General features: G+C 71.3%; 25 protein-coding genes and 1 pseudogene. 12 read left to right on the plus strand and 14 right to left on the minus strand.

What is annotated here, in order from left to right:
* Positions 1 to 50 precede the first annotated feature (50 nt).
* A complete protein-coding gene (locus EOT10_RS23520) occupies positions 51 to 902 on the minus strand; it encodes a class II fructose-bisphosphate aldolase (RefSeq protein ID WP_127830270.1) in 852 nt (283 codons plus the stop codon).
* 57 nt (positions 903 to 959) lie between these two features.
* The gene (locus tag EOT10_RS23525) at positions 960 to 1,844 is read right to left on the minus strand and encodes an SIS domain-containing protein (protein ID WP_127830271.1); all 885 of its coding nucleotides are present in this window, start codon (positions 1,842 to 1,844) and stop codon (positions 960 to 962) included.
* 228 nt (positions 1,845 to 2,072) lie between these two features.
* Here EOT10_RS23525 and EOT10_RS23530 point away from each other — a divergent pair, with 228 nt between their 5' ends.
* The 5 genes from EOT10_RS23530 (at position 2,073) to EOT10_RS23550 (ending at position 6,419) form a co-directional block, all read left to right on the plus strand.
* A complete protein-coding gene (locus EOT10_RS23530) occupies positions 2,073 to 2,852 on the plus strand; it encodes a DeoR/GlpR family DNA-binding transcription regulator (RefSeq protein ID WP_127830272.1) in 780 nt (259 codons plus the stop codon).
* 149 nt (positions 2,853 to 3,001) lie between these two features.
* Complete coding sequence (locus EOT10_RS23535) at positions 3,002 to 3,709, plus strand: DUF6232 family protein (RefSeq protein ID WP_223281159.1); 708 nt, start codon at positions 3,002 to 3,004, stop codon at positions 3,707 to 3,709.
* Positions 3,706 to 4,056, plus strand: coding sequence for a hypothetical protein (locus EOT10_RS23540; RefSeq protein ID WP_127830273.1), 351 nt, complete (start codon positions 3,706 to 3,708; stop codon positions 4,054 to 4,056). Before EOT10_RS23535 ends, EOT10_RS23540 begins: the two co-directional genes overlap by 4 nt.
* 273 nt (positions 4,057 to 4,329) lie before the next feature.
* Positions 4,330 to 5,616 (plus strand): MFS transporter, encoded by a 1,287-nt coding sequence (locus EOT10_RS23545; RefSeq protein ID WP_127830274.1) that lies wholly within the window; start codon positions 4,330 to 4,332, stop codon positions 5,614 to 5,616.
* A 65-nt stretch (positions 5,617 to 5,681) separates the two neighbouring features.
* Complete coding sequence (locus EOT10_RS23550) at positions 5,682 to 6,419, plus strand: maleylpyruvate isomerase family mycothiol-dependent enzyme (RefSeq protein ID WP_127830275.1); 738 nt, start codon at positions 5,682 to 5,684, stop codon at positions 6,417 to 6,419.
* 22 nt (positions 6,420 to 6,441) lie between these two features.
* On the opposite strand, the gene EOT10_RS23555 is transcribed toward EOT10_RS23550, so the two are convergent.
* Positions 6,442 to 6,846: a MarR family winged helix-turn-helix transcriptional regulator gene (locus EOT10_RS23555; RefSeq protein ID WP_127830276.1), complete on the minus strand. Its 405-nt coding sequence runs from the start codon at positions 6,844 to 6,846 to the stop codon at positions 6,442 to 6,444.
* An 87-nt stretch (positions 6,847 to 6,933) separates the two neighbouring features.
* On the opposite strand from EOT10_RS23555, the gene EOT10_RS23560 reads away from it, so the two are divergent.
* A complete protein-coding gene (locus tag EOT10_RS23560) occupies positions 6,934 to 8,442 on the plus strand; it encodes an MFS transporter (protein ID WP_127830277.1) in 1,509 nt (502 codons plus the stop codon).
* A 104-nt stretch (positions 8,443 to 8,546) separates the two neighbouring features.
* Here EOT10_RS23560 and EOT10_RS23565 read toward each other — a convergent pair whose 3' ends face one another.
* From EOT10_RS23565 to EOT10_RS23575, 3 genes are all read right to left on the minus strand, one after another.
* Positions 8,547 to 9,212: a response regulator gene (locus EOT10_RS23565; RefSeq protein WP_127830278.1), complete on the minus strand. Its 666-nt coding sequence runs from the start codon at positions 9,210 to 9,212 to the stop codon at positions 8,547 to 8,549.
* Positions 9,209 to 10,456 (minus strand): sensor histidine kinase, encoded by a 1,248-nt coding sequence (locus EOT10_RS23570; RefSeq protein WP_127830279.1) that lies wholly within the window; start codon positions 10,454 to 10,456, stop codon positions 9,209 to 9,211. The genes EOT10_RS23565 and EOT10_RS23570 overlap by 4 nt, the downstream gene beginning before the upstream one ends.
* A gap of 146 nt (positions 10,457 to 10,602) precedes the next feature.
* Positions 10,603 to 11,313: a TetR/AcrR family transcriptional regulator gene (locus EOT10_RS23575; protein ID WP_127830280.1), complete on the minus strand. Its 711-nt coding sequence runs from the start codon at positions 11,311 to 11,313 to the stop codon at positions 10,603 to 10,605.
* A gap of 243 nt (positions 11,314 to 11,556) precedes the next feature.
* Here EOT10_RS23575 and EOT10_RS23580 point away from each other — a divergent pair, with 243 nt between their 5' ends.
* On the plus strand, positions 11,557 to 12,039 hold the full coding sequence (locus EOT10_RS23580) for a nitroreductase family deazaflavin-dependent oxidoreductase (protein WP_127830281.1): 483 nt from the start codon (positions 11,557 to 11,559) through the stop codon (positions 12,037 to 12,039).
* On the opposite strand, the gene EOT10_RS23585 is transcribed toward EOT10_RS23580, so the two are convergent.
* Positions 12,023 to 13,342, minus strand: coding sequence for a geranylgeranyl reductase family protein (locus EOT10_RS23585; RefSeq protein ID WP_127830282.1), 1,320 nt, complete (start codon positions 13,340 to 13,342; stop codon positions 12,023 to 12,025). The two genes, EOT10_RS23580 and EOT10_RS23585, sit on opposite strands and share 17 nt — an antisense overlap.
* 159 nt (positions 13,343 to 13,501) lie before the next feature.
* On the opposite strand from EOT10_RS23585, the gene EOT10_RS23590 reads away from it, so the two are divergent.
* Both EOT10_RS23590 and EOT10_RS23595 read left to right on the plus strand, forming a co-directional pair.
* Positions 13,502 to 14,860 (plus strand): dipeptidase, encoded by a 1,359-nt coding sequence (locus EOT10_RS23590; RefSeq protein ID WP_127830283.1) that lies wholly within the window; start codon positions 13,502 to 13,504, stop codon positions 14,858 to 14,860.
* Positions 14,861 to 14,957: 97 nt separating this feature from the next.
* A complete protein-coding gene (locus tag EOT10_RS23595) occupies positions 14,958 to 15,695 on the plus strand; it encodes an MBL fold metallo-hydrolase (protein WP_127830284.1) in 738 nt (245 codons plus the stop codon).
* A gap of 17 nt (positions 15,696 to 15,712) precedes the next feature.
* Here EOT10_RS23595 and EOT10_RS23600 read toward each other — a convergent pair whose 3' ends face one another.
* From EOT10_RS23600 to EOT10_RS23620, 5 genes are all read right to left on the minus strand, one after another.
* Positions 15,713 to 16,330 (minus strand): acyltransferase, encoded by a 618-nt coding sequence (locus EOT10_RS23600; RefSeq protein WP_127830285.1) that lies wholly within the window; start codon positions 16,328 to 16,330, stop codon positions 15,713 to 15,715.
* A 13-nt stretch (positions 16,331 to 16,343) separates the two neighbouring features.
* Positions 16,344 to 17,495, minus strand: a complete 1,152-nt coding sequence (locus EOT10_RS23605; protein WP_127830286.1) for a DegT/DnrJ/EryC1/StrS family aminotransferase — start codon at positions 17,493 to 17,495, stop codon at positions 16,344 to 16,346.
* Positions 17,492 to 18,478, minus strand: a complete 987-nt coding sequence (locus tag EOT10_RS23610) for a Gfo/Idh/MocA family protein (protein ID WP_189491978.1) — start codon at positions 18,476 to 18,478, stop codon at positions 17,492 to 17,494. Before EOT10_RS23610 ends, EOT10_RS23605 begins: the two co-directional genes overlap by 4 nt.
* Positions 18,475 to 19,455: a UDP-glucuronic acid decarboxylase family protein gene (locus EOT10_RS23615; RefSeq protein ID WP_127830287.1), complete on the minus strand. Its 981-nt coding sequence runs from the start codon at positions 19,453 to 19,455 to the stop codon at positions 18,475 to 18,477. The genes EOT10_RS23610 and EOT10_RS23615 overlap by 4 nt, the downstream gene beginning before the upstream one ends.
* A 129-nt stretch (positions 19,456 to 19,584) precedes the next feature.
* Positions 19,585 to 20,643 carry an NUDIX hydrolase gene (locus EOT10_RS23620; protein ID WP_127830288.1) on the minus strand — a complete coding sequence of 353 codons (1,059 nt, stop codon included), beginning with the start codon at positions 20,641 to 20,643 and terminating at the stop codon, positions 19,585 to 19,587.
* 149 nt (positions 20,644 to 20,792) lie between these two features.
* Here EOT10_RS23620 and EOT10_RS23625 point away from each other — a divergent pair, with 149 nt between their 5' ends.
* Positions 20,793 to 21,023 carry a hypothetical protein gene (locus tag EOT10_RS23625; RefSeq protein WP_127830289.1) on the plus strand — a complete coding sequence of 77 codons (231 nt, stop codon included), beginning with the start codon at positions 20,793 to 20,795 and terminating at the stop codon, positions 21,021 to 21,023.
* A 37-nt stretch (positions 21,024 to 21,060) separates the two neighbouring features.
* On the opposite strand, the pseudogene EOT10_RS23630 reads toward EOT10_RS23625, so the two are convergent.
* Positions 21,061 to 21,198, minus strand: a pseudogene (locus EOT10_RS23630) (carbohydrate ABC transporter permease); the annotation flags it as partial.
* 363 nt (positions 21,199 to 21,561) lie between these two features.
* Entirely contained in the window at positions 21,562 to 22,734 is a 1,173-nt protein-coding gene (locus EOT10_RS23635) for an epoxide hydrolase family protein (RefSeq protein ID WP_127830290.1), read from the minus strand.
* Between the two features lie 102 nt (positions 22,735 to 22,836).
* Between EOT10_RS23635 and EOT10_RS23640 the strand changes: the two genes are divergently transcribed.
* Together EOT10_RS23640 and EOT10_RS43175 are read left to right on the plus strand one after the other, a co-directional pair.
* Positions 22,837 to 23,403, plus strand: a complete 567-nt coding sequence (locus tag EOT10_RS23640; RefSeq protein WP_127830291.1) for a CGNR zinc finger domain-containing protein — start codon at positions 22,837 to 22,839, stop codon at positions 23,401 to 23,403.
* A 306-nt stretch (positions 23,404 to 23,709) separates the two neighbouring features.
* A complete protein-coding gene (locus EOT10_RS43175; RefSeq protein ID WP_431313317.1) occupies positions 23,710 to 23,937 on the plus strand; it encodes an MBL fold metallo-hydrolase in 228 nt (75 codons plus the stop codon).
* The last annotated feature ends 159 nt before the right edge of the window (positions 23,938 to 24,096 follow it).

Raw genomic sequence — 24,096 nt, forward strand, 5'->3', positions numbered from 1 at the left:
TTGTCCCCGGTACGAGGGGTCCTCGTACCGGGGCCGGGTGGTCGCGGGGGTCAGCGGCGCATCACCTGGACCAGTTCCGTCACGGTGCGGACCATCGCCTCGCGGCCCACGCTCAGGTACTTGCGGGAGTCGACGGCGTCGGGGTGTGCGGCGAGGAACTCCCGGATGGCTCCCGTCATCGCTATGTTCAGGGCCGTGCCGACGTTCACCTTGGCGATGCCGCCGCGGACGGCCGCCGTCAGTTCGTCGTCCGAGACCCCGGAGGAGCCGTGCAGGACCAGCGGGACGCCGAGGCCCTCGGAAAGCCGCTTGAGGAGGTCGTGGTCGAGCGCCGCGGTGCGGGTGGTCATGGCGTGCGAGGAGCCGATCGCGACGGCCAGGGCGTCGACGCCCGAGTCCGTCACATAGGCCATGGCCTCGCCGGGGTCGGTGCGGGCGCCCGGCGCATGGGCGTCGAGCGGGGCGGCGCCGTCCTTGCCGCCGACCTCGCCGAGCTCCGCCTCGACCCAGAGCCCGTTGGCGTGGCCCCACTCGGCGGCGGCGCGGGTGGCCGCGAGGTTCTCGTCGTACGGCAGCCGGGCGGCGTCGTACATCACCGAGCTGAACCCGGCGTCGGCGGCCTGGCGGAGCAGTTCGTCGCTCTGGACGTGGTCGAGGTGGAGCGCCACGGGCACGCGGGACGCCTCGGCGGTGGCGGCCGCGGCCCGGGCGAGGGGCAGCAGCCGCCCGTAGCGGTAGCGCACCGCGTTCTCGCTGATCTGGAGGATCACCGGCGCGTCCGCGGCCTCGGCGCCCGCGACGACGGCCTCGATGTGCTCCAGGGTGATCACGTTGAACGCGGCGACCGCGGTGTGCGCCGCGGTGGCCTCGGCGACGAGCGCGCCGGTTGCTGCGAGGGGCACAGCCCCTCCTTTCGGAAGGCTCTACAGGTTCGGAAGGCTCTACAGGTCGGGCGGCGGTCAGCTCGCGGTGAGGATCACCGAGCGGGTGAGGTGGCGGGGCTGGTCGGGGTCGAGTCCGCGGGCGGCGGCGACGGCGACGGCGAGGCGCTGGGCGCGGACGAGTTCGGCGAGCGGGTCGAGGCCGCCCTCGATCCACAGCGCGCCGGTGCCGCCCACCTGCTCGGCGAGCCCGTCGGGGGCCTCGCCGATCATCCAGGTGGCGGTGCCCGAGGTGGTGACGCTGATGGGGCCGTGGCGGTACTCCATCGCGGGGTACGCCTCGGTCCAGGACAGGGACGCCTCGCGCATCTTCAGGGCGGCCTCGTTCGCCAGGCCGACGGTCCAGCCGCGTCCCAGGAACGTGAACTGGCCGCATTCCACGAGGCCTTCGGGCAGCGGCGTCTCGAGCGCGGTGCGCGCGTCGGCGACCGCCTGCTCGGTGTGCAGGCCGAGGTGGGCGCGCAGGAGGGTGAGCGCCGTCGTCGCGAAGCGGGTCTGGACGACGGACTTCTCATCGGCGAAGTCCAGGACGATCACGTCGTCGGCGGCCTCGACGATCGGCGTGTTCGGGTCGCCGATGATGGCGGTCGTACGGACGCTGCCCTTGACCGCGGCCAGGAGCTCGACGACCTCGGTCGTCGTGCCGGACCGGGAGAGCGCGATCAGCCGGTCGTACGGGCGCCCGGCCGGGAACTCCGAGGCGGCGAACGCGTCGGTCTCGCCCTGTCCGGACTGCTCGCGCAGCGCGGCGAAGGCCTGCGCCATGAACCACGAGGTGCCGCAGCCCACGATCGCGACGCGCTCCCCCGGCGCGGGCAGCTTGGCGGCCTCGCCCGCGGCCAGACCCGCCGCGCGCGTCCAGCACTCCGGCTGGCTGTTCAGCTCGTTCTCGACATGGCTCATGCCGTGCCCACTCCCTGATGTGTCGTGTCCGTCGACCGGTCCCATACGCCGAACCAGTCGAATCAGTCGAATACGTCGAAACGCACGGCGCAATACGCCGCAATACGGCGCGTTCGAACCGCCTCCCGAGCTTATGCTCGTTCCTGCAAGATATAGATATGTTTCGAGCATAACCAAGCATCTGGTAGTGCGCTAGGGTCACCGGAGATCGACGATTGGAGGCCGCGGATGTCCCGCGACGCCCGCTGGAAGTCCCTGCTGGAGCTGCTCGTCGAGCGGGGGCGCCTGGATGTCGAGGAGGCGGCGACCGACCTCGGCGTGTCGGCGGCCACGATCCGACGCGACTTCGACCAGCTCGCCGAGCAGCAGATGCTCGTACGCACCCGCGGCGGCGCCGTCGTCCACGGCGTCTCGTACGAGCTGCCCCTGCGCTACAAGACCGCGCGCAACGCCTCCGAGAAGGAGCGGATCGCCAAGGCCGTCGCCGAACTGATCACGCCGGGCGAGGCGGTCGGACTGACCGGCGGCACGACGACGACCGAGGTGGCGCGCGCGCTCGCGGTCCGCCCGGACCTCGCCTCCGGCTCCCCCGCACTCACGATCGTCACGAACGCGCTGAACATCGCCAACGAGCTGGCGGTGCGGCCCCAGTTCAAGATCGTGGTCACGGGCGGTGTCGCCCGGCCTCAGTCGTACGAGCTCATCGGGCCGCTGGCGGACGGCGTACTGAGTCAGATCACCATCGACACGGCCGTGCTCGGTGTCGTCGGTTTCGACGTCGCGCACGGCGCCGCCGCCCACGACGAGGCGGAGGCGGCCATCAACCGGCTGCTGTGCGAGCGCGCCGAGCGGGTCATCGTCGCGGCGGACTCCAGCAAGCTGGGCCAGCGCGCGTTCGCCCGGATCTGCGCGACGGAACGCATCGGCACGCTGGTCACCGACAGCGCTGTGGATCCCGGGACGGTGGAGCGTTTCGAGGAGGCGGGGGTCAAGGTCCTCGCGGTGTGACACCCGCGAGTGTGCGCGGCTGTGGCCCTGCCCGTCCGGGCGGGGCCACAGCCATTCCCCTGAGTTGTCTCCCCTGAGTTGTCTCATGTGTGTCTGAATATCGAGCAGCGCTCTCGGCCTGTGGCTCGCTAGTGTTCACGGTCCAGCTGATGGACGTCACGCACGTCGGGGGGCATCGACAGGGCATGGAGACACCCGAGAAACCCGAGGTGGCGCCGCAGCCTCCGCCGACGTCGAAATCTCAGGCGTCCCCCAGCGACAGGCCCTGGCACAACCGAGTCGCTCCTCCGCCCCTGCCGCCACTGCCCCCGCATCTCGGGGGCAGCGTCAACCTGAAGGTCGGTAAACGGCTGTTGTGGGTCGGCGGTGCCGCCTACCCGCTCAGGAACATCACGCGGGTGTACACGTTCCTGCTCACCCCGCGGCGCGGTGAGGCGACCATGCTCTTCCTCAAGCGCGTCGGCATCGTCCTGTCGGTGGCCTTCGCCCTGGGGATCGTCAACGGGCTTACCCGCTTCGGCTCCGAGGACACCTCGAACACGATCTCCCGGCTCATCTGGTTCGGCGCCGTCACGGCGCTGATCTTCTGCGCCGTGGAGTTGGGGGTGGTCCTGACCGCCCCCACCCACTGGGTGCTGGCCATCGAGACATCCGGCGCCTCGACAGCCCTGGTGACCAGCAAGAACACGCAGCATCTCCATGAGCTGGTCGGTTACGTCGTGAACGCGATCGAGAACCCCGAGGTCGAGTTCCAGGTGAAGGTCGAGACACTCATGATCAACCCCAGGAACTACCACTTCGGGGACAACGTCAACATGTACGGCGGATCCGGCAACGTGGGGATGGCGAAGTCATGAGCGGCGACAACTACCACGTCGGTGACAAAGTCATCATGAACGGCGGCACGAACAACAAGGGAATCGTGAAGAACGCGGCGCCGACCGCCGCCATGGGTCCTGAACTGGCCTCCGCCATCGCCGCGTTGACGGAGGAGCTGCGGCTCCTGCGCGCGCAGGTGTCACCTCTGGGCGCGCAGACGATCGACGAGTCCCTGCCGGTCCTCGCCCCTGACGCCGTGGTCCAGCCGCAGGCCCGCACGCGCGCCCTGATGGCTGTCGCCGGCGTGGCCGCGACCGCCGGCGCGCTGGGCGTACCGATCGTCGAAGCGGTGAACCGGATCCTCCAGCTCCTGGGCGCGCAGTAGCGGACGCGGCTCCCGGCGAGGACGCCCCCCCCCCGGCTTCGTCGTGCGCGTCGAAGCTGACTCTCGGCGGTAGCGCCGCCGGTGCCCGCTGCCACGGCGACGGCCACCGCCACGGTGCGGGCAGTCCGCCGCGGGCCGACCAGGTGGAGTGCCCCTGGGGCGTGTCCTGCGGATCAGCGTCGCGACCCCGGCCATGATCCGCCGGACACGCCCTAGCTGTCGCCCCGGCCGAGGCCGTTCCCCTACACCCGGGCTGCCCTCTATCCTGACTTTGTGCCGACACTAAACAAACTAGGGACCGTCAAGGACGACGGCCCGCGGACCTCGCCCCTCACCCGCCTCCGTATCGCCCTCACCGTCTTCTTCGCGCTCGACGGCTTCATCTTCGCGGGATGGGTCGTGCGCATCCCCGCCGTGAAGGAACAGACCGGCGCCTCCGCGAGCACGCTCGGCCTCGCGCTCCTCGGCGTCTCGGCGGGCGCCGTGATCACGATGATGCTCACGGGGCGCCTGTGCCGCCGCTTCGGCAGTCATCCGGTGACCGTGGCGGGCGGTGTGCTCATGGCCCTGAGCGTCGCGCTGCCCCCGCTGACCCACTCGGCGCTCACCCTCGGCCTCGTCCTGCTCGTGTTCGGCGCCGCGTACGGCGGGATCAATGTGGCGATGAACAGCGCCGCCGTCGACCTGGTCGCCGCCCTGCGCCGCCCCGTCATGCCGAGTTTCCATGCCGCGTTCAGCCTCGGCGGCATGCTGGGCGCCGGTCTCGGTGGCCTGGTCGCGGGCCACCTCTCCCCCACCCGGCACCTGCTCGCTCTCACCCTCGTCGGCCTGCTCGTCACGGCCGCCGCGGGCCCCGCACTCCTGCGCCACGAGGCCCCGACGGCCGACGCGGAACGCGGTCGCCCCACGGCCGACGCGGACCACGGACGCCCCACGGCCGGCGCGGACCACGGTCCCGCGCGGGGCGGGCCGGAGACGGCGACCGAGGCGCCGGCCGGACCCGGGCGCGTACGCGGGCTCCGCCGGCTCGTCTTCGTGTTCGGGCTCATCGCCCTGTGCACCGCCTACGGCGAGGGCGCCCTCGCCGACTGGGGCGCGCTGCACCTGAAGGAGGACCTGCACGCGCGTCCGGGCCTGGCCGCCGCCGGCTACTCGTGCTTCGCCCTGGCCATGACCATCGGCCGGATCAGCGGGACGACGCTGCTCGAACGCCTGGGCCGTACCCGTACGTTGGTGTTCGGCGGGGCCACCGGAGCGGCCGGCATGCTGCTCGGCTCACTGGCCCCCACCGCGTGGGCGGCGCTCCTCGGCTTCGCCGTGACAGGGCTCGGCCTCGCCAACATCTTCCCGGTGGCGGTCGAACGGGCCGGGGCACTGGCAGGACCCACCGGGGTCGCCGCCGTTTCCACGCTCGGTTACGGCGGCATGCTGCTCGGACCGCCGATGATCGGCTTCATGGCGGACTGGTTCTCGCTTCCGGTCGCGCTGACCAGCGTGGCCGTACTGGCGGGCGTCGCGGCGCTGATCGGGTTCGCCACCCGGCGCTCGGCCGTCACCTGACCGCGCGCTCCACGACCATCCGCAAGACCGGGTCACAGGCGGGCCGCGTCGGGCAGACTCCCGCCATGGAGACCGCGGAACACATCAAGACGATCGCCGAGGAGGGCCGCCTCCTCGCCCGCGCCGCCGAGGCGGCCGGGACCGACGCCAAGGTGCCGACCTGCCCGGGCTGGCACGTACGCGACCTGCTGCGGCACGTGACCATGGTGCATCGCTGGGCGACCGCCTTCGTCGCCGAGGGGCGCACGTCGTACCACCCCGCCGAGGAGCCGACGGAACTGGACGGCGCGGAGCTGGTCACCTGGTTCCGCGAGGGCCACGAACGGCTCGTCGAGACGCTGGCCGGCGCCCGGCCCGACATGGAGTGCTGGACGTTCCTGCCCGCGCCGTCGCCGCTGGCGTTCTGGGCGCGGCGGCAGGCGCACGAGACGACGATCCACCGGGTGGACGCCGAGTCCGCGCTGCCCGCGACGCCCGGCGTGATCCCCACGGAACTCGCGGTCGACGGGATCGAGGAACTGCTGCTCGGCTTCCACGCGCGCGGCAGGAGCAAGGTCCGCTCGGACGTTCCGCGGCTCCTGCGCGTACGGGCCACCGACGCCGGCCGGACGTGGACCGTACGGATCTCGCAGGAACCGACGGTCACGGAGCGGGAGGGCGCAGGTGAGGCCGACTGTGAGCTGTCGGGGCCCGCGGCGCGGCTCTATCTGTCGCTGTGGAACCGGCTGCCGTTCCCGAGCCTGACGGGGGACGCGTCGCTGGCCGCGCTGTGGCGGGATCGGTCGGGGATCACCTGGAGCTGAGGCCCGCGGAGCCGCGAACGCGTCAGCCTTCGGCGCCGCCCGCGAGCATCCGGCCGAGGATCGCGCGCTGCAGCGGACGGACCTCCGCGTGCAGTTCGCGACCCTTCTGCGTGAGCGAGACCCGTACGCCGCGACGGTCCTCGGCGCACATCCCGCGCTCCAGGAGGCCGTCCTTCTCCAGGCGGCCGATCAGGCGCGACAGAGCGCTCTGGCTGAGATGGACCTGCGAGGCGATCTCCTGCACGCGGTACGAGCAGCTGCCGTCCTCCGCCGAGCCCTCGGCCAGGACGTCGAGCACCTCGAAGTCGCTGGCGCCCAGGCCGTGCTGGTGCAGCTCACGGTCGAGCTCGCACATCGTGCGCGCGTGCACCGCGAGGATGTCCCGCCACTGATCCACGAGGCCGGGACCAGCCTTTTTCGCCGTCATAACCGCACCGTAGCAGAAAAGACAGACTTTGTTGCATCGGAATTAAATGCACTTGCAGTCAATGCATATGCATGTAGCGTGCTCCGCATGACCTCTCCGCTCGCCACCACTCCTGCGTCCCAGGAGCGTTGGTCCCCCCGTCTGTGGGGCACCCTGCTCGTGCTCTGCGCCGCGATGTTCCTCGACGCGCTCGACGTGTCGATGGTCGGCGTCGCCCTGCCGTCCATCGGTTCGGAACTCCACCTGACGACCTCGACGCTGCAATGGATCGTCAGCGGCTACATCCTCGGCTACGGCGGCCTGCTGCTGCTCGGCGGACGCGCGGCCGACCTGCTCGGCCGGCGCCGGGTGTTCCTGATCGCCCTCGGCGTCTTCGCTCTCGCGTCCCTGCTCGGCGGACTCGTCGACTCCGGGCCGCTGCTCATCGCGAGCCGCTTCATCAAGGGCCTCAGCGCCGCGTTCACCGCACCCGCCGGCCTGTCCATCATCACCACGACCTTCGCCGAGGGCCCGGTCCGCAACCGCGCGCTCTCCATCTACACGACCTGCGCCGCCACCGGCTTCTCCATGGGCCTCGTCCTGTCGGGCCTCCTCACCGAGGCCAGCTGGCGCCTGACCATGCTGCTGCCCGCGCCCATCGCCGTACTCGCGCTGCTCGTCGGCATCAAGCTCATCCCGCACAGCGAACGCGAGAAGAACCACCGCGGCTACGACATCCCCGGCGCCATCACCGGCACCGCGTCGATGCTGCTCCTCGTGTTCACCGTCGTCCAGGCCGCGGAGGCGGGCTGGGCCTCGGCCCGCACGCTGCTCTCCTTCGCGGCCGTCGCCGTCCTGCTCGCGGTCTTCGTCACCATCGAACGCCGCTCGGCGGGCCCGCTGATCCGGCTCGGCGTCCTGCGCTCCGGCTCACAGATCAGGGCACAGCTCGGCGCGATGGCGTTCTTCGGCTCGTACGTGGGCTTCCAGTTCCTGGTCACCCTCTACATGCAGTCCCTGCTCGGCTGGTCCGCGCTGCACACCGCCCTCGCGTTCCTGCCGGCCGGCGCCCTCGTGGCGCTCAGCTCCACCAAGGTCGGCAACATCGTGGACCGGTTCGGCACGCCGCGCGTCATCGCGGTGGGCTTCACCTTCATGGTGATCGGCTACGCGCTGTTCCTGCGCATCAACCTCGCCCCGGTCTACGCGTCCGTCATCCTGCCGACGATGCTCCTGATCGGCGCCGCCTGCGCCCTGGTGTTCCCCTCGCTCAACATCCAGGCCACGAACGGCGTCCACGACGACGAGCAGGGCATGGTCTCGGGCCTGCTCAACACGTCCGTGCAGGTCGGCGGCGCGCTCTTCCTCGCCGTCGTGACGGCCGTGGTCACCGCGAACGCCGGCGAGGGCTCGTCCCCGCAGGCCGTCCTCGACAGCTTCCGGCCCGGTCTCGTCGTCGTCACCGCGATCGCCCTGGTGGGCCTGCTGATCACCCTCACCGGGCTGCGGACGCGGCGCCCACAGACCAGCGTCCTGATCGCGAAATCGGTCCAGGAGGAGTCGGTACGGGAGGAGGCCGATCCCGTACTCGCAGAACGCGTCGCCGTCCGCGACTGACCCACAGGTCCTGAAAACGATCCACACGGTGCGATCCACACGGGTGCGCCCGGCCGGCAGTCCCCTGCCCGCCGGGCCACCCGTGTCCCGTGTCCCGCGTCCGCTCAGCCGAGCCAGCCCGGCCGCACCAGGCCCGACTCATAGGCGAGCACGACCAGTTGGGCCCGGTCGCGCGCACCCAGCTTCACCATCGTGCGGCTCACATGTGTCTTCGCGGTGAGCGGGCTGACGACGAGGCGGCGCGCGATCTCCTCGTTCGAGAGGCCGATGCCGACCAGCGCCATCACCTCACGTTCCCGCTCGGTGAGCCGCGCGAGGGACGCGGCTGCCGCGGGCTCCTTGGATCGGGCCGCGAACTCGGAGATCAGCCGGCGCGTCACCCCCGGCGAGAGCAGCGCGTCGCCGTGCACCACCGCCCGTACGGCGCGCAGCAGTTCCTCGGGCTCGGTGTCCTTGACGAGGAACCCGGAGGCTCCGGAGCGGATCGCCTCGAAGACGTACTCGTCCAGCTCGAAGGTGGTCAGCATGACGACCTTCACCGTCTCGAGGGCGGTGTCCTCGCTGATGCTCCGGGTCGCGGCGAGGCCGTCGAGGACCGGCATGCGGATGTCCATCAGGACGACGTCGGGCCGCAGTTCGCGGACGAGCCGCACCGCCTCGCCGCCGTCGGACGCCTCCCCCGCGACCTCGATGTCGCTCTGTGCGTCGAGCAGCGCCCGGAATCCGGCGCGGACGAGCGACTGGTCGTCGGCGAGCAGTACGCGGATCAACGGTTCTCCTCCGTCGGCGTCAGCGGGAGTTCGGCGAGCACCCGGAAGCCGCCGTCCGGGCGCGGGCCCGCCTCGATCGTGCCACCCAGGGCCGCGGCCCGCTCCCGCATTCCCGCAAGCCCGTTCCCACTGCCGCCGGCTGCCTCGTGAGTCGCCGGCCCGTCGTCGTCGATGCGCAGCGACAGCACGGCCGGGCTGTACCGCACCTCCACGCGCGCGTGACGCGACTCCGAATGCCGTACGACGTTGGTGAGCGCCTCCTGCACGATGCGGAACGCGGCGAGGTCGGCGCCGGGCGGCAGCGCGACCCGGCCGCCCTCCGTGGTGACGTCGACGGTCAGGCCCGCGCTCGCGGCCTGCTCGACCAGTTCCGGGAGCCGGTCGAGGCCGGGGGCCGGGGCGCGCGGGGCGTCGCCCGGCGTCCGGAGGGTGTCGAGGACCTGGCGGACCTCCCCGAGTGCCTCCTTGCTCGCGGCCTTGATGGTGGTGAGGGCGGTACGGGCCTGCTCGGGGTCGGAGTCGAGCAGGGCGAGGCCCACGCCCGCCTGGACGTTGATGACCGAGATGGAGTGCGCGAGGACGTCGTGCAGTTCCCGCGCGATCCGCAGGCGCTCCTCGTCGGCCCGCCGCTCCGCGGCCTTCTCGCGCTCCGCATGCTCCTTCGCCCACTGCTCACGGCGCACCTTGACCAGCTCGGCGAACGCCACGATCGCCACGACCCACGCGGCGATGACACCCTCCTGCCCCCAGGATGCGGCGTGGTCCCCCGACGGCGGCAGATACGCGTACAGCCAGTGCGACACGAGGACATGGCCCACCCAGAACATGCCGACCGCCGCCCACGCGGCCCTCCGGTGTCCGGCCACGACCGCGGAGTAGCAGCCCACGGCCACGGTGAGGAAGACCGGCCCGTACGGGTATCCCGCGCCGAGATAGACCGTCGCGCACGCCGCCGTGCCGAAGGCGACGAGGACCGGATACCGCTGACGCCACAGCAGCAGGACGCCGCCCGCGAGCAGCAGCACCCGCGCGAACACGTCGAGCTGCGCGCGCCCGGTCTGGGCGTGCGCCGCGAACGTCGACCCGGCGAGGACGAACGCGGTGATCAGGACCGTGGACCGCCAGGGCCACCGCGGCCGGCGTCCCGGGCCGCCCCACCAGGGCGGGCCCTGACGCCTGAGGTACGGCGGGCCACCCCAGGTCCGGGGCGGTCCGCCGCGACCGCGTACGCGCTGCTCGTCCATGACGGCAACGCTAGACGCCGGACGCGGCTCCGGGCGTCAGCCGGGCGTGGTGATGACGCGTACTCCCCGCGGAGTACGCGTGACGGTGCGAGTGCGGCGGCGTCGTGTGGGGGCTCGCCCGTCACGCCCGGGAGCTCGCCAACCCGTCACGCGCGGGGCAGTACCAGGCCCACGCCGTGCGCGAGCTGCGTCGCGGCGTGCGAGAAGAACGCGGCGCGATCCTCCACGACCCGGTTGAACTGGCCGAACAGCTCGAACCCGATCAGGCCGAACAGCTGCGCCCAGGCGGCGACGAGCGCGGCCACGACCGCCGGCGGCAGATCGGGCGCCAGTTCGGCGGCGAGCCGCTCGGCCTCGGGACGCAGCTCGACGGACAGCGGCGGCTCCGCCACACCCCGACCCTGGTGCGCGTCACGGACGATGCCGATGAACAGCAGCCCGACGCGCGACGCGGCCGGGACGGTCGTCATCGGCGCGGTGTACCCGGGCACGGGCGATCCGTAGATGAGCGCGTACTCGTGCGGGTGGGCGAGGGCCCAGGCCCGCACGGCCTCGCCGACGGCGACCCAGCGGCGCACGGGCGCGACGCCGTCGCCCTTCTTGAGGAGGGCCGCGTCGGCCCGCTCGGCGGCCTCGCCGATGGAGTCGTACGCGTCGATGATCAGCGCGGTGAGCAGGTCGTCGCGGCTGGGGAAGTAGCGGTAGAGCGCCGAGGAGACCATGCCCAGCTCGCGGGCGACGGCGCGCAGGGACAGCTTCGCGGCACCCTCGGCCGCGAGCTGTCTGCGGGCTTCGTCCTTGATGGCGGCGGTGACTTCTTCCCTCGCCCTGGCCCTGGCTCCTCGTGTGGTGCTCATACGGGCAGTGTCCCACGCTTCGGGAGCAGTGCACACGTTCCGGAGCGGCGCACGCGTTCTAGATCGCTGCGCATGTTTCGGATCGGTGCGCGCGCTCCAGATCGGTGCACAAATTAGAGAGCACTGCTCTTGCCTTGGATCACCGATCCCGTGCACACTGATCTCAAGCGAGAGCACTGCTCTCGAAAACGCTCCGGCGGCCGGCCCACCCCGCCGCCGCCCGCACACACTCGGGAGAACGCCATGACCGCGAACACCTCGCCCGCATCGTCCGGCTCCCCCACCCCCTACTACCTCAAGGCCAGCCCTCTCGGGGTGCGGCTCAACGGCGTGATCGGCTGGCTCGCGCGGCACGGCCTCAGCCTGGCGGGGTCCGCCGAGCTCTCCGTACGCGGTCGCAAGAGCGGCCAGCTGCAGCGCATCCCGGTCAACCCGCACACGCACGGGAACGCGCAGTACATCGTCTCGGCGCGCGGGCACTCCCAGTGGGTGCTCAACATGCGGGTCGCGCAGGGCGGAGAGCTGCGGGTCGGGCGCAAGGTGCGTACGTTCACCGCGACGGAGGTGCCCGACAGCGAGAAGCCGGCGATCCTGCGCAGCTACCTGGAGAAGTGGGGCTGGCAGGTCAACGGGTACTTCAAGGGCGTGACCGCCGCGTCGACCGAGGCCGAGCTCACCGCGGCCGCGCCGGACCACCCGGTCTTCCGGATCACGGTCGAGAAGTAGCGTCCGCGGCGTCGTCGTCCGACGGCACGGCCGGGGACGCCGCCTCGGACGCGGCCTCGGTCGCCGGCCCGTCCAGGCGGCTCAGGACGCGGCCCGCGACCGGATGCGTCCTGACGATCTCCGCCAGGGACGTCGACCCGCGCGTGATGCGGGCGAACGCCTTCCACGCCGGCCGGAACCCGGTGATCGCCGCGTGCATCATGCCGGGCCTGCGCTCGAAGACCGTCAGCATCCGCCGGCCGACGCTCATCTCGACCCCGAGCCCCGCCTTGACGGCGAACGCGTAGTTCAGCGCCTGCCGGCGCGCGTCCACCGCGTCGTGCGCCTCGGAGACGCGCACCGCCCACTCCCCCGCGAGCCGGCCGGACCGCAGCGCGAACGAGATGCCCTCGCGGGTCCACGGTTCGAGCAGGCCCGCCGCGTCACCGCAGACCAGGACGCGGCCGCGCGACAGCGGCGAGTCGGCGGCGCGGCAGCGCGTCAGATGGCCGGAGGAGATGGACGGTTCGAAGCCGGCGAGGCCGAGCCGGCCGATGAAGTCCTCCAAGTACCGCTTGGTGGCGGCTCCCTCGCCCCGCGCGGAGATCACGCCGACGGTCAGGGTGTCCCCCTTGGGGAAGACCCAGCCGTAACTCCCCGGCATCGGGCCCCAGTCGATGAGGACGCGGCCCTTCCAGTCCTCGGCGACGGTCTCGGGCACGGGGATCTCCGCCTCCAGGCCGAGGTCGACCTGGTCGAGCTTCACCCCGACATGGGCCCCTATGCGGCTGGCGCTGCCGTCCGCGCCGACGACGGCGCGCGCGAGGATCGTCTCGCCGTCCTGGAGGATCACGGCGACGGTGCGCCGGTCGGGCACGGCCGAGCCGTGCTGCTCCACACGCGAGACCGACGTCCCGGTGCGCAGTTCGGCGCCGGCCTTCTGGGCGTGCTCGACGAGCCGCTGGTCGAACTCGGCGCGGTTCACCAGGCCGAAGAGGGTGCGGCGGGAGCGCCGGGTGCGGGTGAACTTCCCGTCGAGGGAGAACGTCACCGCGTCGATGCGGTCGCGCAACGGCAGTTCGAAGCCCGGGGGCAGCGAGTCGCGCGACGGTCCGATGATGCCGCCGCCGCACGTCTTGTACCGGGGCAGTTCGGCCTTCTCCACGAGGAGGACGCTGCGTCCCGCGACCGCCGCCGCGTAGGCGGCCGAGGCGCCCGCGGGGCCGGCGCCCACCACGACGACGTCCCACACCCGCCCGCCGTCGCCGGCGTCCGCCGTGTGCTCGCCCGTACCCTTGCCGCCCGCCGAGTTGTCGCTGCTCACGATGGTCTACTGCTCCCGATCCAGCCGCCTGCCGCACCTTTCCCAGGCATCCTACGGCGGTGCCTCCCCGGACCCCTGTGGCAGGATCGGCAGCCGCGTACGTACACACCACGTACACACACGTATCAGCACCACGTCGCACCTACGAGGAGCGTGCCCATGTCGCCGAATCCGATCGCCGAGACCGTCGCCTCACTCATGCCCGGGGCCCGGACCGAGCTCGCCGAACTGGTGGCGTTCAAATCGGTGGCGGACTTCGACCAGTTCCCGAAGAGCGAGAGCGAGGGCGCCGCGAACTGGGTGGCCGACGCGCTGCGCGCCGAGGGCTTCCAGGACGTCGCGCTGCTCGACACCCCGGACGGGACGCAGTCGGTGTACGGGTTCCTGCCCGGCCCCGAGGGCGCCCCGACCGTCCTGCTCTACGCGCACTACGACGTGCAGCCGCCGCTCGACGAGTCGGCCTGGGTCACGCCGCCGTTCGAGCTGACGGAGCGCGAGGACGGCCGCTGGTACGGGCGCGGCGCCGCCGACTGCAAGGGCGGCGTCCTGATGCACCTGCTCGCGGTGCGGGCGCTGAAGGCCGACGGCGGTGTCCCGGTGAGCGTCAAGGTGATCGCCGAGGGTTCCGAGGAGCAGGGCACGGGCGGTCTGGAGCGGTACGCCGAGCAGCACCCGGAGCTCCTGAAGGCCGACACGATCGTCATCGGTGACGCGGGCAACTTCCGGGTCGGCCTGCCGACCGCGACCTCGACGCTGCGCGGCATGACGCTCGTCCGCGTCCAGGTCGACACGCTCGGGGGCAATCTGCACTCGGGCCAGTTCGGCGGCGCGGCCCCGGACGCGCTCGCGGCGCTCGTGCGGGTCCTCGACTCGCTGCGCGCGGAGGACGGCTCGACGACGGTCGACGGGCTCGCGGGCGACGCGGTGTGGGACGGTCTCCAGTACGACGAGGGCCAGTTCCGCGAGGACGCCAAGGTCATCGACGGTGTCGAGCTGATCGGTTCGGGCACGGTCGCCGACCGCATCTGGGCACGGCCCGCCGTCACCGTCCTCGGCATCGACTGCCCGCCGGTCGTCGGCGCGACGCCGTCCGTGCAGGCCGGGGCACGCGCCCTGATCAGCCTGCGCGTGCCGCCGGGCACGGACGCCGTGGAGGCCACCAAGCTCCTCGTCGCGCACATCGAGTCGCACACCCCGTGGGGCGCCCGCGTCCAGGTCGAGCAGATCGGCCAGGGCCAGGCGTTCCGCGCGAACACGGAGAGCCCGGCGTACGCGGCGATGACCGAGGCGATGAGCCTCGCGTACGACGGCCAAGAGATGCAGTACGCGGGCCAGGGCGGCTCGATCCCGCTGTGCAACACGCTCGCGTCCCTGTACCCGGAGGCGGAGATCCTGCTGATCGGCCTGAGCGAGCCCGAGGCGCAGATCCACGCGGTGAACGAGAGCGTGTCGCCCGAGGAGCTGGAGCGCCTCTCGGTCGCCGAGGCGCTGTTCCTGCAGAAGTACGCCGCGATCTGAGACGCGTAGCGAGCGTCGCCCACGCCCCGGGCAGAACCCTTCTGCCCGGGGCGTAGGCGTCTCGCCCCGGCCCGCCGCCCGTCCTTATGGTCGAGCCATGAGTGTCTACGGCATCACCGAGGTGATCAAGGTCGTCCCGCGTCTGCACCTGTTCCGCTTTCCGGTGGGTCAGGCCTGTCTCTGGGACGACGGGGACGAGTTGACCCTGGTGGACGCGGGTGCCGCGGGCGCCGGGCAGGCACTCGCCGACGCCGTGCGCGGGCTCGGCCGCGATCCGCGCGAGGTGCGCCGGGTCGTCCTGACGCACTTCCATGAGGATCACGCGGGCGGAGCGGGCGAGTTCGCGGCGCTGAGCGGGGCGGCGGTGTACGCGCACGGGCTCGACGCGCCGTTCGTGCGCGGTGAACGGCCGGGACCCGGCCCGGTGTACGAGGACTGGGAGCGGCCGCTGCACGCGCAGGCCCTGAAGCTGCTGCCACCCCAGCCGGCGCATCCCGTACTGCCGGAAGAAGTAAGGGAGTTGACGGACGATGACGTGCTCGACTTCGGCGGCGGCGCCCGCGTCGTGGCGGCTCCCGGGCACACGGACGGCAGTGTCGCGTTCCATCTTCCGTGCCACGGCGTCCTGTTCACGGGTGACGCGGTCGCCGCGTCCCCGGTGGACGGCCAGGTCATGCTGGGCGTCCTCAACCTCGACCGCGCCCGGGCACTCGACTCCTTCCGCACCCTGGCCGCGCTCGAATCCGAGGTGGCCTGCTTCGGCCACGGCGCCCCCGTGACCGGCGGGTCGGCGGCGGTCCTGCGCGCGGCGGTCGCCGGCTACGACGGAGAGTAGGCGGCGGCGCCGAGGCGTCAGGCCGCCCCCTCACTCATGCTCAGCGTCCCGTCCCGCTCTGTGTAGTGTTCGCCCGTCTGTGGGCACACGAACCGGTACTCGCCTGCCGGTTCCAGCGGGACACCGGCCCGGCCCACCCACTTCAGCCGGCGCGCCGGGGCCCCGGCCACCAGGGCGAAGTCCGGGACGTCCCGCGTGACCACGGAGCCGGCCGCGACGAGCGCCCACCGCCCGATGGTCACCGGGGCCACGCATACCGAACGGGCGCCGATGGAGGCGCCGCGGCGGACGGTGACCCCGACCGGTGTCCAGTCCCCCGCCCGTTTGGGCACCCCTTCCGGGCTGACCGCGCGAGGGTAGAAGTCGTTGGTGAAGATGACGGCGGGGCCGACGAAGGCCCCCTCCTCCAGCCGGGCGGGCTCGTAGATCGCCGCGTAGTTCTGCACTTTGCAACCGTCCGCGACGGACGCGCCCGGACCGATGTAGACGCCCCGGCCGATGGTGCAGTCGCGGCCGACCGTGGCGCCCTCCCGGATGTGGGCCATGCCCCATACCGACGTGCCGTCGCCCACTGATGCCCGTGCGTCCACTTCCGCGCCGGGATGGATGCGTGGCCGGGACCGTGTACGGGCCATGAGGAACCCTCCTTCACTGCGTCGCCGCCAGCGCCGTGGCGAGCGTGTCGGCGACGCGCTCCTGCTGCGCGGCGGTGATGTGAGGGAAGAGGGGAAGGCTGAGGAGTTCCTCGGCGGCGCGTTCGGCCACCGGAAAGTCTCCGCGGGCGTACCCGAAGGGGCGGAAGGCGGGCTGGAGATGGACGGGCACGGGGTAGTGCACCCCGGCTCCGATGCCGTGTCCCTGCAGATGGGCCAGCACGGCGTCCCGGTGGGGCACCCGCACCGCGTACACGTGCCAGATGTGCTGGTTGCCCGGCAGGACGGCCGGGAGCAGCACACCGTCCATGGCCCCCAGCAGGGCGGCGTACCGCTCGGCCGCCGCATGCCGTCGGGCGTTCCAGTCGGCGAGGCGGGTGAGCTTGGCCCTCAACACCACCGCCTGGAGGGTGTCCAGGCGGGAGTTGAAGCCGTGGCGCTCGTGGACGTACTTGTGGCGACTGCCGTGATCGCCGAGGAGGCGGACGGTGTCCGCCAGTTCGGCGTCGTCGGTCAGGACCGCGCCGCCGTCCCCGTAGGCGCCGAGGTTCTTGCCCGGGTAGAAGCTCGTGGCGGCCAGCCGTCCCCAGGCGCCGGCCGGCCGGCCGTACCGCTTAGCTCCGTGGGCCTGGGCGGCGTCTTCGACGACGGTCAGGCCGTGCCGGCGGGCCAGTGCCAACAGGTCCTCCATGGGGGCGAGTTGCCCGTGCAGGTGGACGGGCACCAGAACCTTGACGCCGCGGCCGCCGCCGTCGGCGTCGAGTGCGTCGGGGACACGCGCCGGGTCCATCAGAAGGCCCTCGGGGTCGACGTCCACGAGCAGCGGCCGGGCTCCGGCCCGCAGCACGGCCTCGGCGGTGGCGATGAAGGTGTTGGCGGGCAGCAGAACACTGTCGCCGGGGCCCGCTCCGGCTGCGCGCAGGGCCAGCTCGACGGCGTCGGTTCCGCTGGCCGTGCCTACGCAGTGGCGCACCCCGCAGAACGCGGCGAACTCCTCCTCGAAGGCGGCGACATCGGGCCCCTTGATGAACTGGGTGGTGGCGAGCACCCGCGCGAAGCCTGCCTGGACCTCCTGGGCCACCTCGGCATGGGCTGCTGCCAGGTCGACCAGCGGCACCGGGGCGAGGCGTGGTGGGGAGAGCGTCATGACAGGGCACCTGCCGGGGTCGTCGCGAGGACGGGCGCCCCGCTCTGTTCGAGGCTGCGGTCGACGGCGTGCAACAGGTCGAGGACCCGCACGCCGGACATGCCGTCGGTGAGGGGCTCCCGCCCTTCCGTGATGGCGCCGGCGAACTCGGCCAGCAGCGCCTGCAGCGGCTCCTGGCCGGGCAGCGCCGGCGAGTCGGCGTTTCCGAAGCGGTCGTGCAGGGTCAGCCGGTGGTGGGCGGCGAGGTCGTCCCACAGCAGTGTGGCGCGGGTTCCGCCGATCGAGGTGGTGCGGACCTTGACCGGTGCGAGCCAGCTCAGCCGGATGTGTGCGAGCGCGCCGTTGGACAACCAGATGGCCAGGTAGGCGATGTGGGCGCGTCCGGTGCCGAGCGGGTCGGATGCGCAGGCGCTCACGTGGGTGGGACGGATTCCGGGTGGCAGGACGAAGTCCAGGATCGACAGGTCGTGCGGGGCGAGATCCCACACCGCGTCCACGTCCGTGCGGATGGGACCGTGGTTGAGGCGGGCCGAGTCGAAGGAACAGAGGTCGCCGAGCTGTCCTGTCGCGGCCAACTCGCGGATCTTCCGGACAGGAGGGCTGTAGCAGTAGGTGTGGTCGCACATCAGCACGAGCCCTTGGGTCTCGGCGAGCCGGACCAGGGCGAGCGCGTCGTCCCGGCGGGTGCACAGCGGTTTCTCCATGAGCAGGTGTCTGCCGGACTCCAGGACGGCCCGCCCCAGCGCCGCATGGGTGGCCGCCGGGGTCGCCACCACGACCGCCTGGACCTGCCGGTCGTCGAGCACCTGGGCGAGGGAGTCGGTGACCCGGACGATGGAGTACCGTCCCAGCTGTCCGGCCGCCCGCTCCCGGTCCAGATCGCACACCCATCGAAGCCGCAGCTGCGGCGCCGAGTGGGCGGCCCGGATCAGCTGGGTGCCCCAGTATCCCGCGCCGATCACGGACGTCCCTATCCCGTTCACTCGGCTTCCTCGTTCGCGACGAGCTCCGTGACTCTGGGCTCCAGCACCGTCGAGAACCAATGGATGGTCCGTCGCAGCCCTTCGTCCAGCAGGGTCGTCGGGCGCCAGCCGAGCTGGGCGCGGGCCAGGGTGATGTCCGGGCAGCGCCGCTCCGGGTCGTCCTGCGGCCGGGGCACGAGAAGGATCTCCGCGGGGGAACCGGTGAGGTTCCGGATCCGGTGCGCCAGGTCGAGCACGGTCCGCTCCTCCGGGTTGCCCAGGTTCACCGGGCCCGCGAGGGAGCACCGGGCCATGCGCACGATCCCTTCCACCAAGTCGTCGACGTAGCACAGGGACCGGGTCTGTTTCCCGTCACCGGTGACGGTCATCGGCACGCGGCCCAGGGCCTGCCGGATCAGCGTGGGCACCACCCTGCCGTCCCGGACACGCATCCGGGGGCCGAAGGTGTTGAAGATGCGGACGATGCCCGAGTTGACCTTGCCGGTGCGGCGGTAGGCGGCGGTCAGTGCCTCGCTGAACCGTTTGGCTTCGTCGTAGCAGCTGCGTGGCCCGACGGGATTGACGTGCCCCCAGTACGTTTCGGGCTGCGGGTGCACCTGCGGATCGCCGTACGACTCCGATGTCGAGGCCAGCACGAACCGCGCGCTCTTCCGCCGTGCCAGCTCCAGGGCGTTCCAGGTGCCGAGCGAGCCCGCCCTGAGGGTCTCCAACGGGTGGCGCAGATAGTCGACGGGCGAGGCCGGGCTGGCCAGATGCAGGACCACGTCGACGGGGCCGGGTACGTGGAGGGGTTCGGCGATGTCGTAGCGGGCGAGCCGGAAGCCGTCCCGGGCGGTGAGCGAGTCGAGGTTGCGAGCCGTGCCGGTCAGGAAGTTGTCCACGCACAGGACGTGGTCGAATCCGGAACCGAGGAGCCGCTCACACAGGTGCGAACCCAGGAACCCGGCGCCCCCGGTGACAACAGCGCGTATCGGCATATGCATTCCCTTCGGGTTCTCTCCATCAGGCCCGACATGCCGAGGTCACCGCGACAGCGCTTGACCTGTTCGGGTGATTCGATGGGAGTGGTTCGAAGGGCTGATCCGGGACAGGTCCTCGCCACCGCGTCAGCCGACCGGTACCCCTGCCTCCAGGTAGAGCGCGGCGCCGCGCTCGCGGGCCCGGAGCGCCCAGCGCAGACGCTCGTACCGCACGGGTGGCAGGAGTCCGGCGGCCTCCTGCTCGGTGACGAACCGCCAGCCCCGCAGCTCCGGACCCGGCAGCAGCACGCGGCCGGCCTCGGCGCTGTCGAGGCGCCCGCCGTCGAAGAGCAGCCGCAGACCGCCGTACGCGGGTGGTGCGGGCGCCTCCCAGTCGACGACGAGCAGGCCGGGCACCTCGGCGAGCCGGATCCCGGTCTCCTCGGCGACCTCCCGCACCCCGGCCCTGGCGGGGGCCTCGCCGGGTTCCACCACACCGCCGGGGAACTCCCAGCCGGCCTTGTAGGTGGGGTCGACGAGCAGCACACGGTCCTGCTCGTCGAAGAGGAGCACGCCCGCGGCGACGGTCTCGCCGGTGGGCTCGGGCGTCTGCACGATCTCGCAGACCCCGGCGGCGCCGGTCCGCACGGCGTCGGCGATGCGGACGGCCGCGCCGTACGGGCTGAGCGCGCTGGTGTCGACCGGGTGGGCGTCGGCGGTGAGCCAGGTGGCGAGCGCCGTGCGGTAGGCCTCGATGTGGTCGTAGGCCCACTGGCGGTCGGGTATCGCGCCGCCGGGTAGCGCGCCTTCCCGTATCCCGCCGTCGGGCGGCTCGCGCCGTGCGATCCGCTCGCGCAGGATCGTTTCGGCCGGGGTGAGGAGCACATGGAGCACGGGGATCCTGCGGGCGGCGAGCCCGCCGAAGATCTCGTCCCGGTACTCCTGCCTGAGCAGAGTCGCGGGGACGACGAGGACGCCGCCCACCTCGGCGAGCAGGGCGGCGGCCGTGTCGACGACGAGCCGCCGCCAGATCCGCAGGTCCTGGATGTCGGCCACCTCGGCGAGATGCTTCGCGGGCAGCAGCCGCGCCACTTCCCCGCCGACCACCTCGGGGTCGAAGAGCGTGCTGTTCGGGATCAGCTCGATCAGTTCCCGTGCTGTGGTGGACTTCCCCGCACCGAAAGCACCGTTGATCCAGACGATCACGGTTCCCCCTCCTCCGTCGGCCCCCTGAGGCTTGCCCGCAACAGCGTGCGGTGGAAACCAGGGCCTGATGGGGGGCGCGCCCGCGTACGCCCCGCGCCACCACCGCGAGATCCGTCGACCAGCCGCGGGGGCCGCTTAGGATCCGCTCCGTGGACCTCCCCGAAGAGTTGATTCGCATGCAGCACGACGCCGATGACAAGGGCCGCACCCTGGAGCACCTCGACGACGCGGAGCGTCAGGCGCAACGGGAGGCCTGGTTCGAGGCGGCGGCCAAGGTCGAGGCCGCGGTCACGGCGTACGCGCACGAGCAGGGCCTGAACCGGCACGACGTGGAGAAGGCCCTGCGCCAGGCCGCCCGCCGGCCCCACACCCGGAACTGATCCCGGCGGCCACCCTGCCCTCCCCTGCTATCCCTTACTACCCCTTGCTCGACCCCAGCGTGAGTCCCGCGATGAAGTGCCTCTGCAGGAGCAGGAACACCAGGATCGTGGGGAGCGCCACGAGGACCGAACCGGCGGCCGACAGGTTGTAGTCGGTGAAGAACTGGCCAACCAAGTCGGCCCGCCTGGGGCGATGGGGGAGAGTCGCCCGCGGCAATGTTCTGACCAGGCGTTAAGAGGTGGGATTGCTTGCCATTGAGTTCTATTGGTTGGCAACAGGTGAGACTCCTCCCACTCCCCAGTCCCTCCCCAGCCCATCAATTCTCCCCAGCTGCTCCCCAGAATCCCCCGAGGAAGGGCCCCACAGAGGGTCCTCGAACTGCGCAAAGAGCCGCTACAGGCTGCCGTCAGCGCGGCCTGGAACGTAAGGAATGCCGGCGCCCTCGGCTGCCGCACGGCGGGAGCTCGGGCTGAAAATCCTCGGCGGCGCCTTGAGGCTGATGCGGCGGTGATTGAATGGTGGGTTACTGAGCCGGGTTCACCGATTGGCGCTGAGTACTGCTGCGAGGCCTTCTTGCAGGTCCTTCACGAAGTACTCGGGAACCTCCAGCGACGGAAAGTGTCCCCCGCTGTCGGGCAAGCCCCACCTGACGATCTGTCGGTAGCGCTCCTGCGCCCAGGGGCGCGGGCACTTCTCGACGTCGCGAGGGTACGCAGTGATGGCTGACGGGACGTCGACCCTCAGTTCAGGGTCCAGCGAGTTGTGGCTCTCGTAGTAGATGCGGGCGGCTGACGCGCCGGTTCGCGTCAGCCAATACAGGGTGACGTTGTCGAGAATGCGGTCTCTCGAAATGGTCTCGAACGGGCTGTCCTCGGTATCCGACCACTCGGCGAACTTGTCGAGGATCCAAGCGAGAAGTCCGACCGGTGAGTCGACGAGCGAGTAGCCGATGGTCTGCGGTCGGGTCGCCTGCTGCTTCGCGTAAGCCGCGTGGTGGCGCCAGAAGTCGCGGGTTTCCTCGACCCATTGACGCTCGATCGCCGTCAGCCCGTCCGTCGTCAGTCCGGGCGGGCCCTCCGCGAAGGTGGTGTGGATGCCGAGGACATGCGCCGGGAACCTGCCGGCGAGGACCGTGGTGATATTGCCTCCCCAGTCGCCGCCGTGGGCCGCGAACCTGCGGTAGCCGAGCCTGCCCATCAGTTCCACCCAGGTAGCCGCGATCTTTTCGGTTCCCCAGCCGACGGTGGCCGGCTTGTCGCTGTAGCCGAAGCCCGGCAGCGACGGGACCACGACGTGGAACGCCGGCACGTCCCCATTCTTCGGATCCGCCAACTCGTCGACGACGTGGCTGAACCGGGCAATGCTGTCCGGCCAGCCATGCGTGAGAAGCAGAGGAGTAGCGTCCGCCCGCGCTGATCGGCGATGCAGAAAGTGGATACCCAGGCCGTCAATGGTCGTGCGGAACTGGCCGATCTGGTTGAGGCGCTCCTCGAACGCCCGCCAGTTGTACCCGGTGCGCCAGTAGTCCACGACGTCGACGAGGTCGGCGAGCGGAACGCCTTGTTCCCACCGTCGGGGGCCGGGTGGGGCGCGATGAACGGTCTCGGCCTCCGGTAGCCGCGCCGCGGCCAGTCGCGCGCGCAGATCGTCGAGGTCGGCGTCAGTTGCGTGAGCTTCAAATGCCTGCACATTGCTGATGGGACGGGGCATGAGACCTCCTGGCCGTCGCAAGCCGGCCGCGACCCATCGTGAACCGGCTACGACGGTTCTACTATGCCTTCACATAGGCGCGCAACCAGCTATGGTGGTTCCATGCGTTCGGGATTCCCTGACTTCCGCCTCGGCACCGTGCTGGCGACCAGCTTCACGGGGACCCTGTCTGAGCGTCATGGCGATGCCGTGGAGCGCATTCCCACACCGCGGCGACTCGTCGACTGGCTGGCGGTGTACGGCCTGGCCGTGGACTCCTGCACCACCACCCAGCTCGAACTGGCCCGGGAACTGAGGGAGTCGATCCACGCCGCCGCGACAGCGGCCGCTGCCCAGGAGCCTCTCCCTGCGGCCGCCGTCCAGGTCATCAATGACTGCAGCACCCAGGGGCGGGCAGCGGCCACCCTGACGCCAGAGGGCAAGCGGCAATGGCAGCTCGGCTCAGCTTCCCGCGTGGAAGATGCCCTCAGCGTGATCGCCGCCGACGCGATCAGCATCATCGCCGGCGAACGAGACGGAAAACTGGCCTTGTGCGCATCACCGACATGCCAAGCCGCCTTCTTCGACACCAGCCGAAGCCGCACCCGTAGATGGTGCGACATGAACACATGCGGAAATCGCCAGAAGAAGGCGCGCTTCAATGCCAATCGGAGCAAGGACCTCGCGTAGGGCAGATGCTGACGGGAGAGTAGTAGGCCCGCATCAGGACGGCGATCAGCTCCCGCAGCAAGGACGGCAGGCCAGAAAAAGCGGGCGGTGAGCCTTTTCGCATCCCGCCAAAGGCGGTGACAGGCCCGTGTTCGCCCACGCCGACTGTCTGGTCGCAGAGCCCCTCGCATCGCCCGTCCGAACGGTGGCCGACGGACAGGAGATCTTCCCCGGCGTGCAGGTCCGGATCACCGCCGGCCGCACCGCAGGGCACGCGGAGTTCACCATCACAGGAGGCGGGACCCGTCTGATTGCCTTCGTGACTCCATGCATTCACCGATCCAGGTGGACCACCCTGAATGGTCTTGCGTCTACGACCATGACCCTGCCCGTTCCGCCTACCACCGCCGCAGTCTCATCGCCGAGCTGGAAGAGCCCGACACGATCGGCTTCGGCATCCACTTCGCCGACGTCGTGTTCGGGCAGGTCAGACGGGACGGCCACGGCCCCGCCCGGCGCCCGCTGGACGTACAAGACGCTGGGGACAACAGGTGACAACGGCCATCGCCTGCGCCCGACCCGCCACGTCGCCCACCAAATACTGGCTAGACATCATCGCAGTCGCGCGGACCGCGACGGTCCAGGCCGCCAGACCATCGACGTCGTCTGGCGGTTCTAGCCCATTCTGGGGTGGCGGATGGAAGGCCCAGGTCA

The sequence above is a fragment of the Streptomyces antnestii genome (genome assembly GCF_004005495.1).
GTDB classification, from domain to species: Bacteria; Actinomycetota; Actinomycetes; order Streptomycetales; family Streptomycetaceae; genus Streptomyces; species Streptomyces antnestii.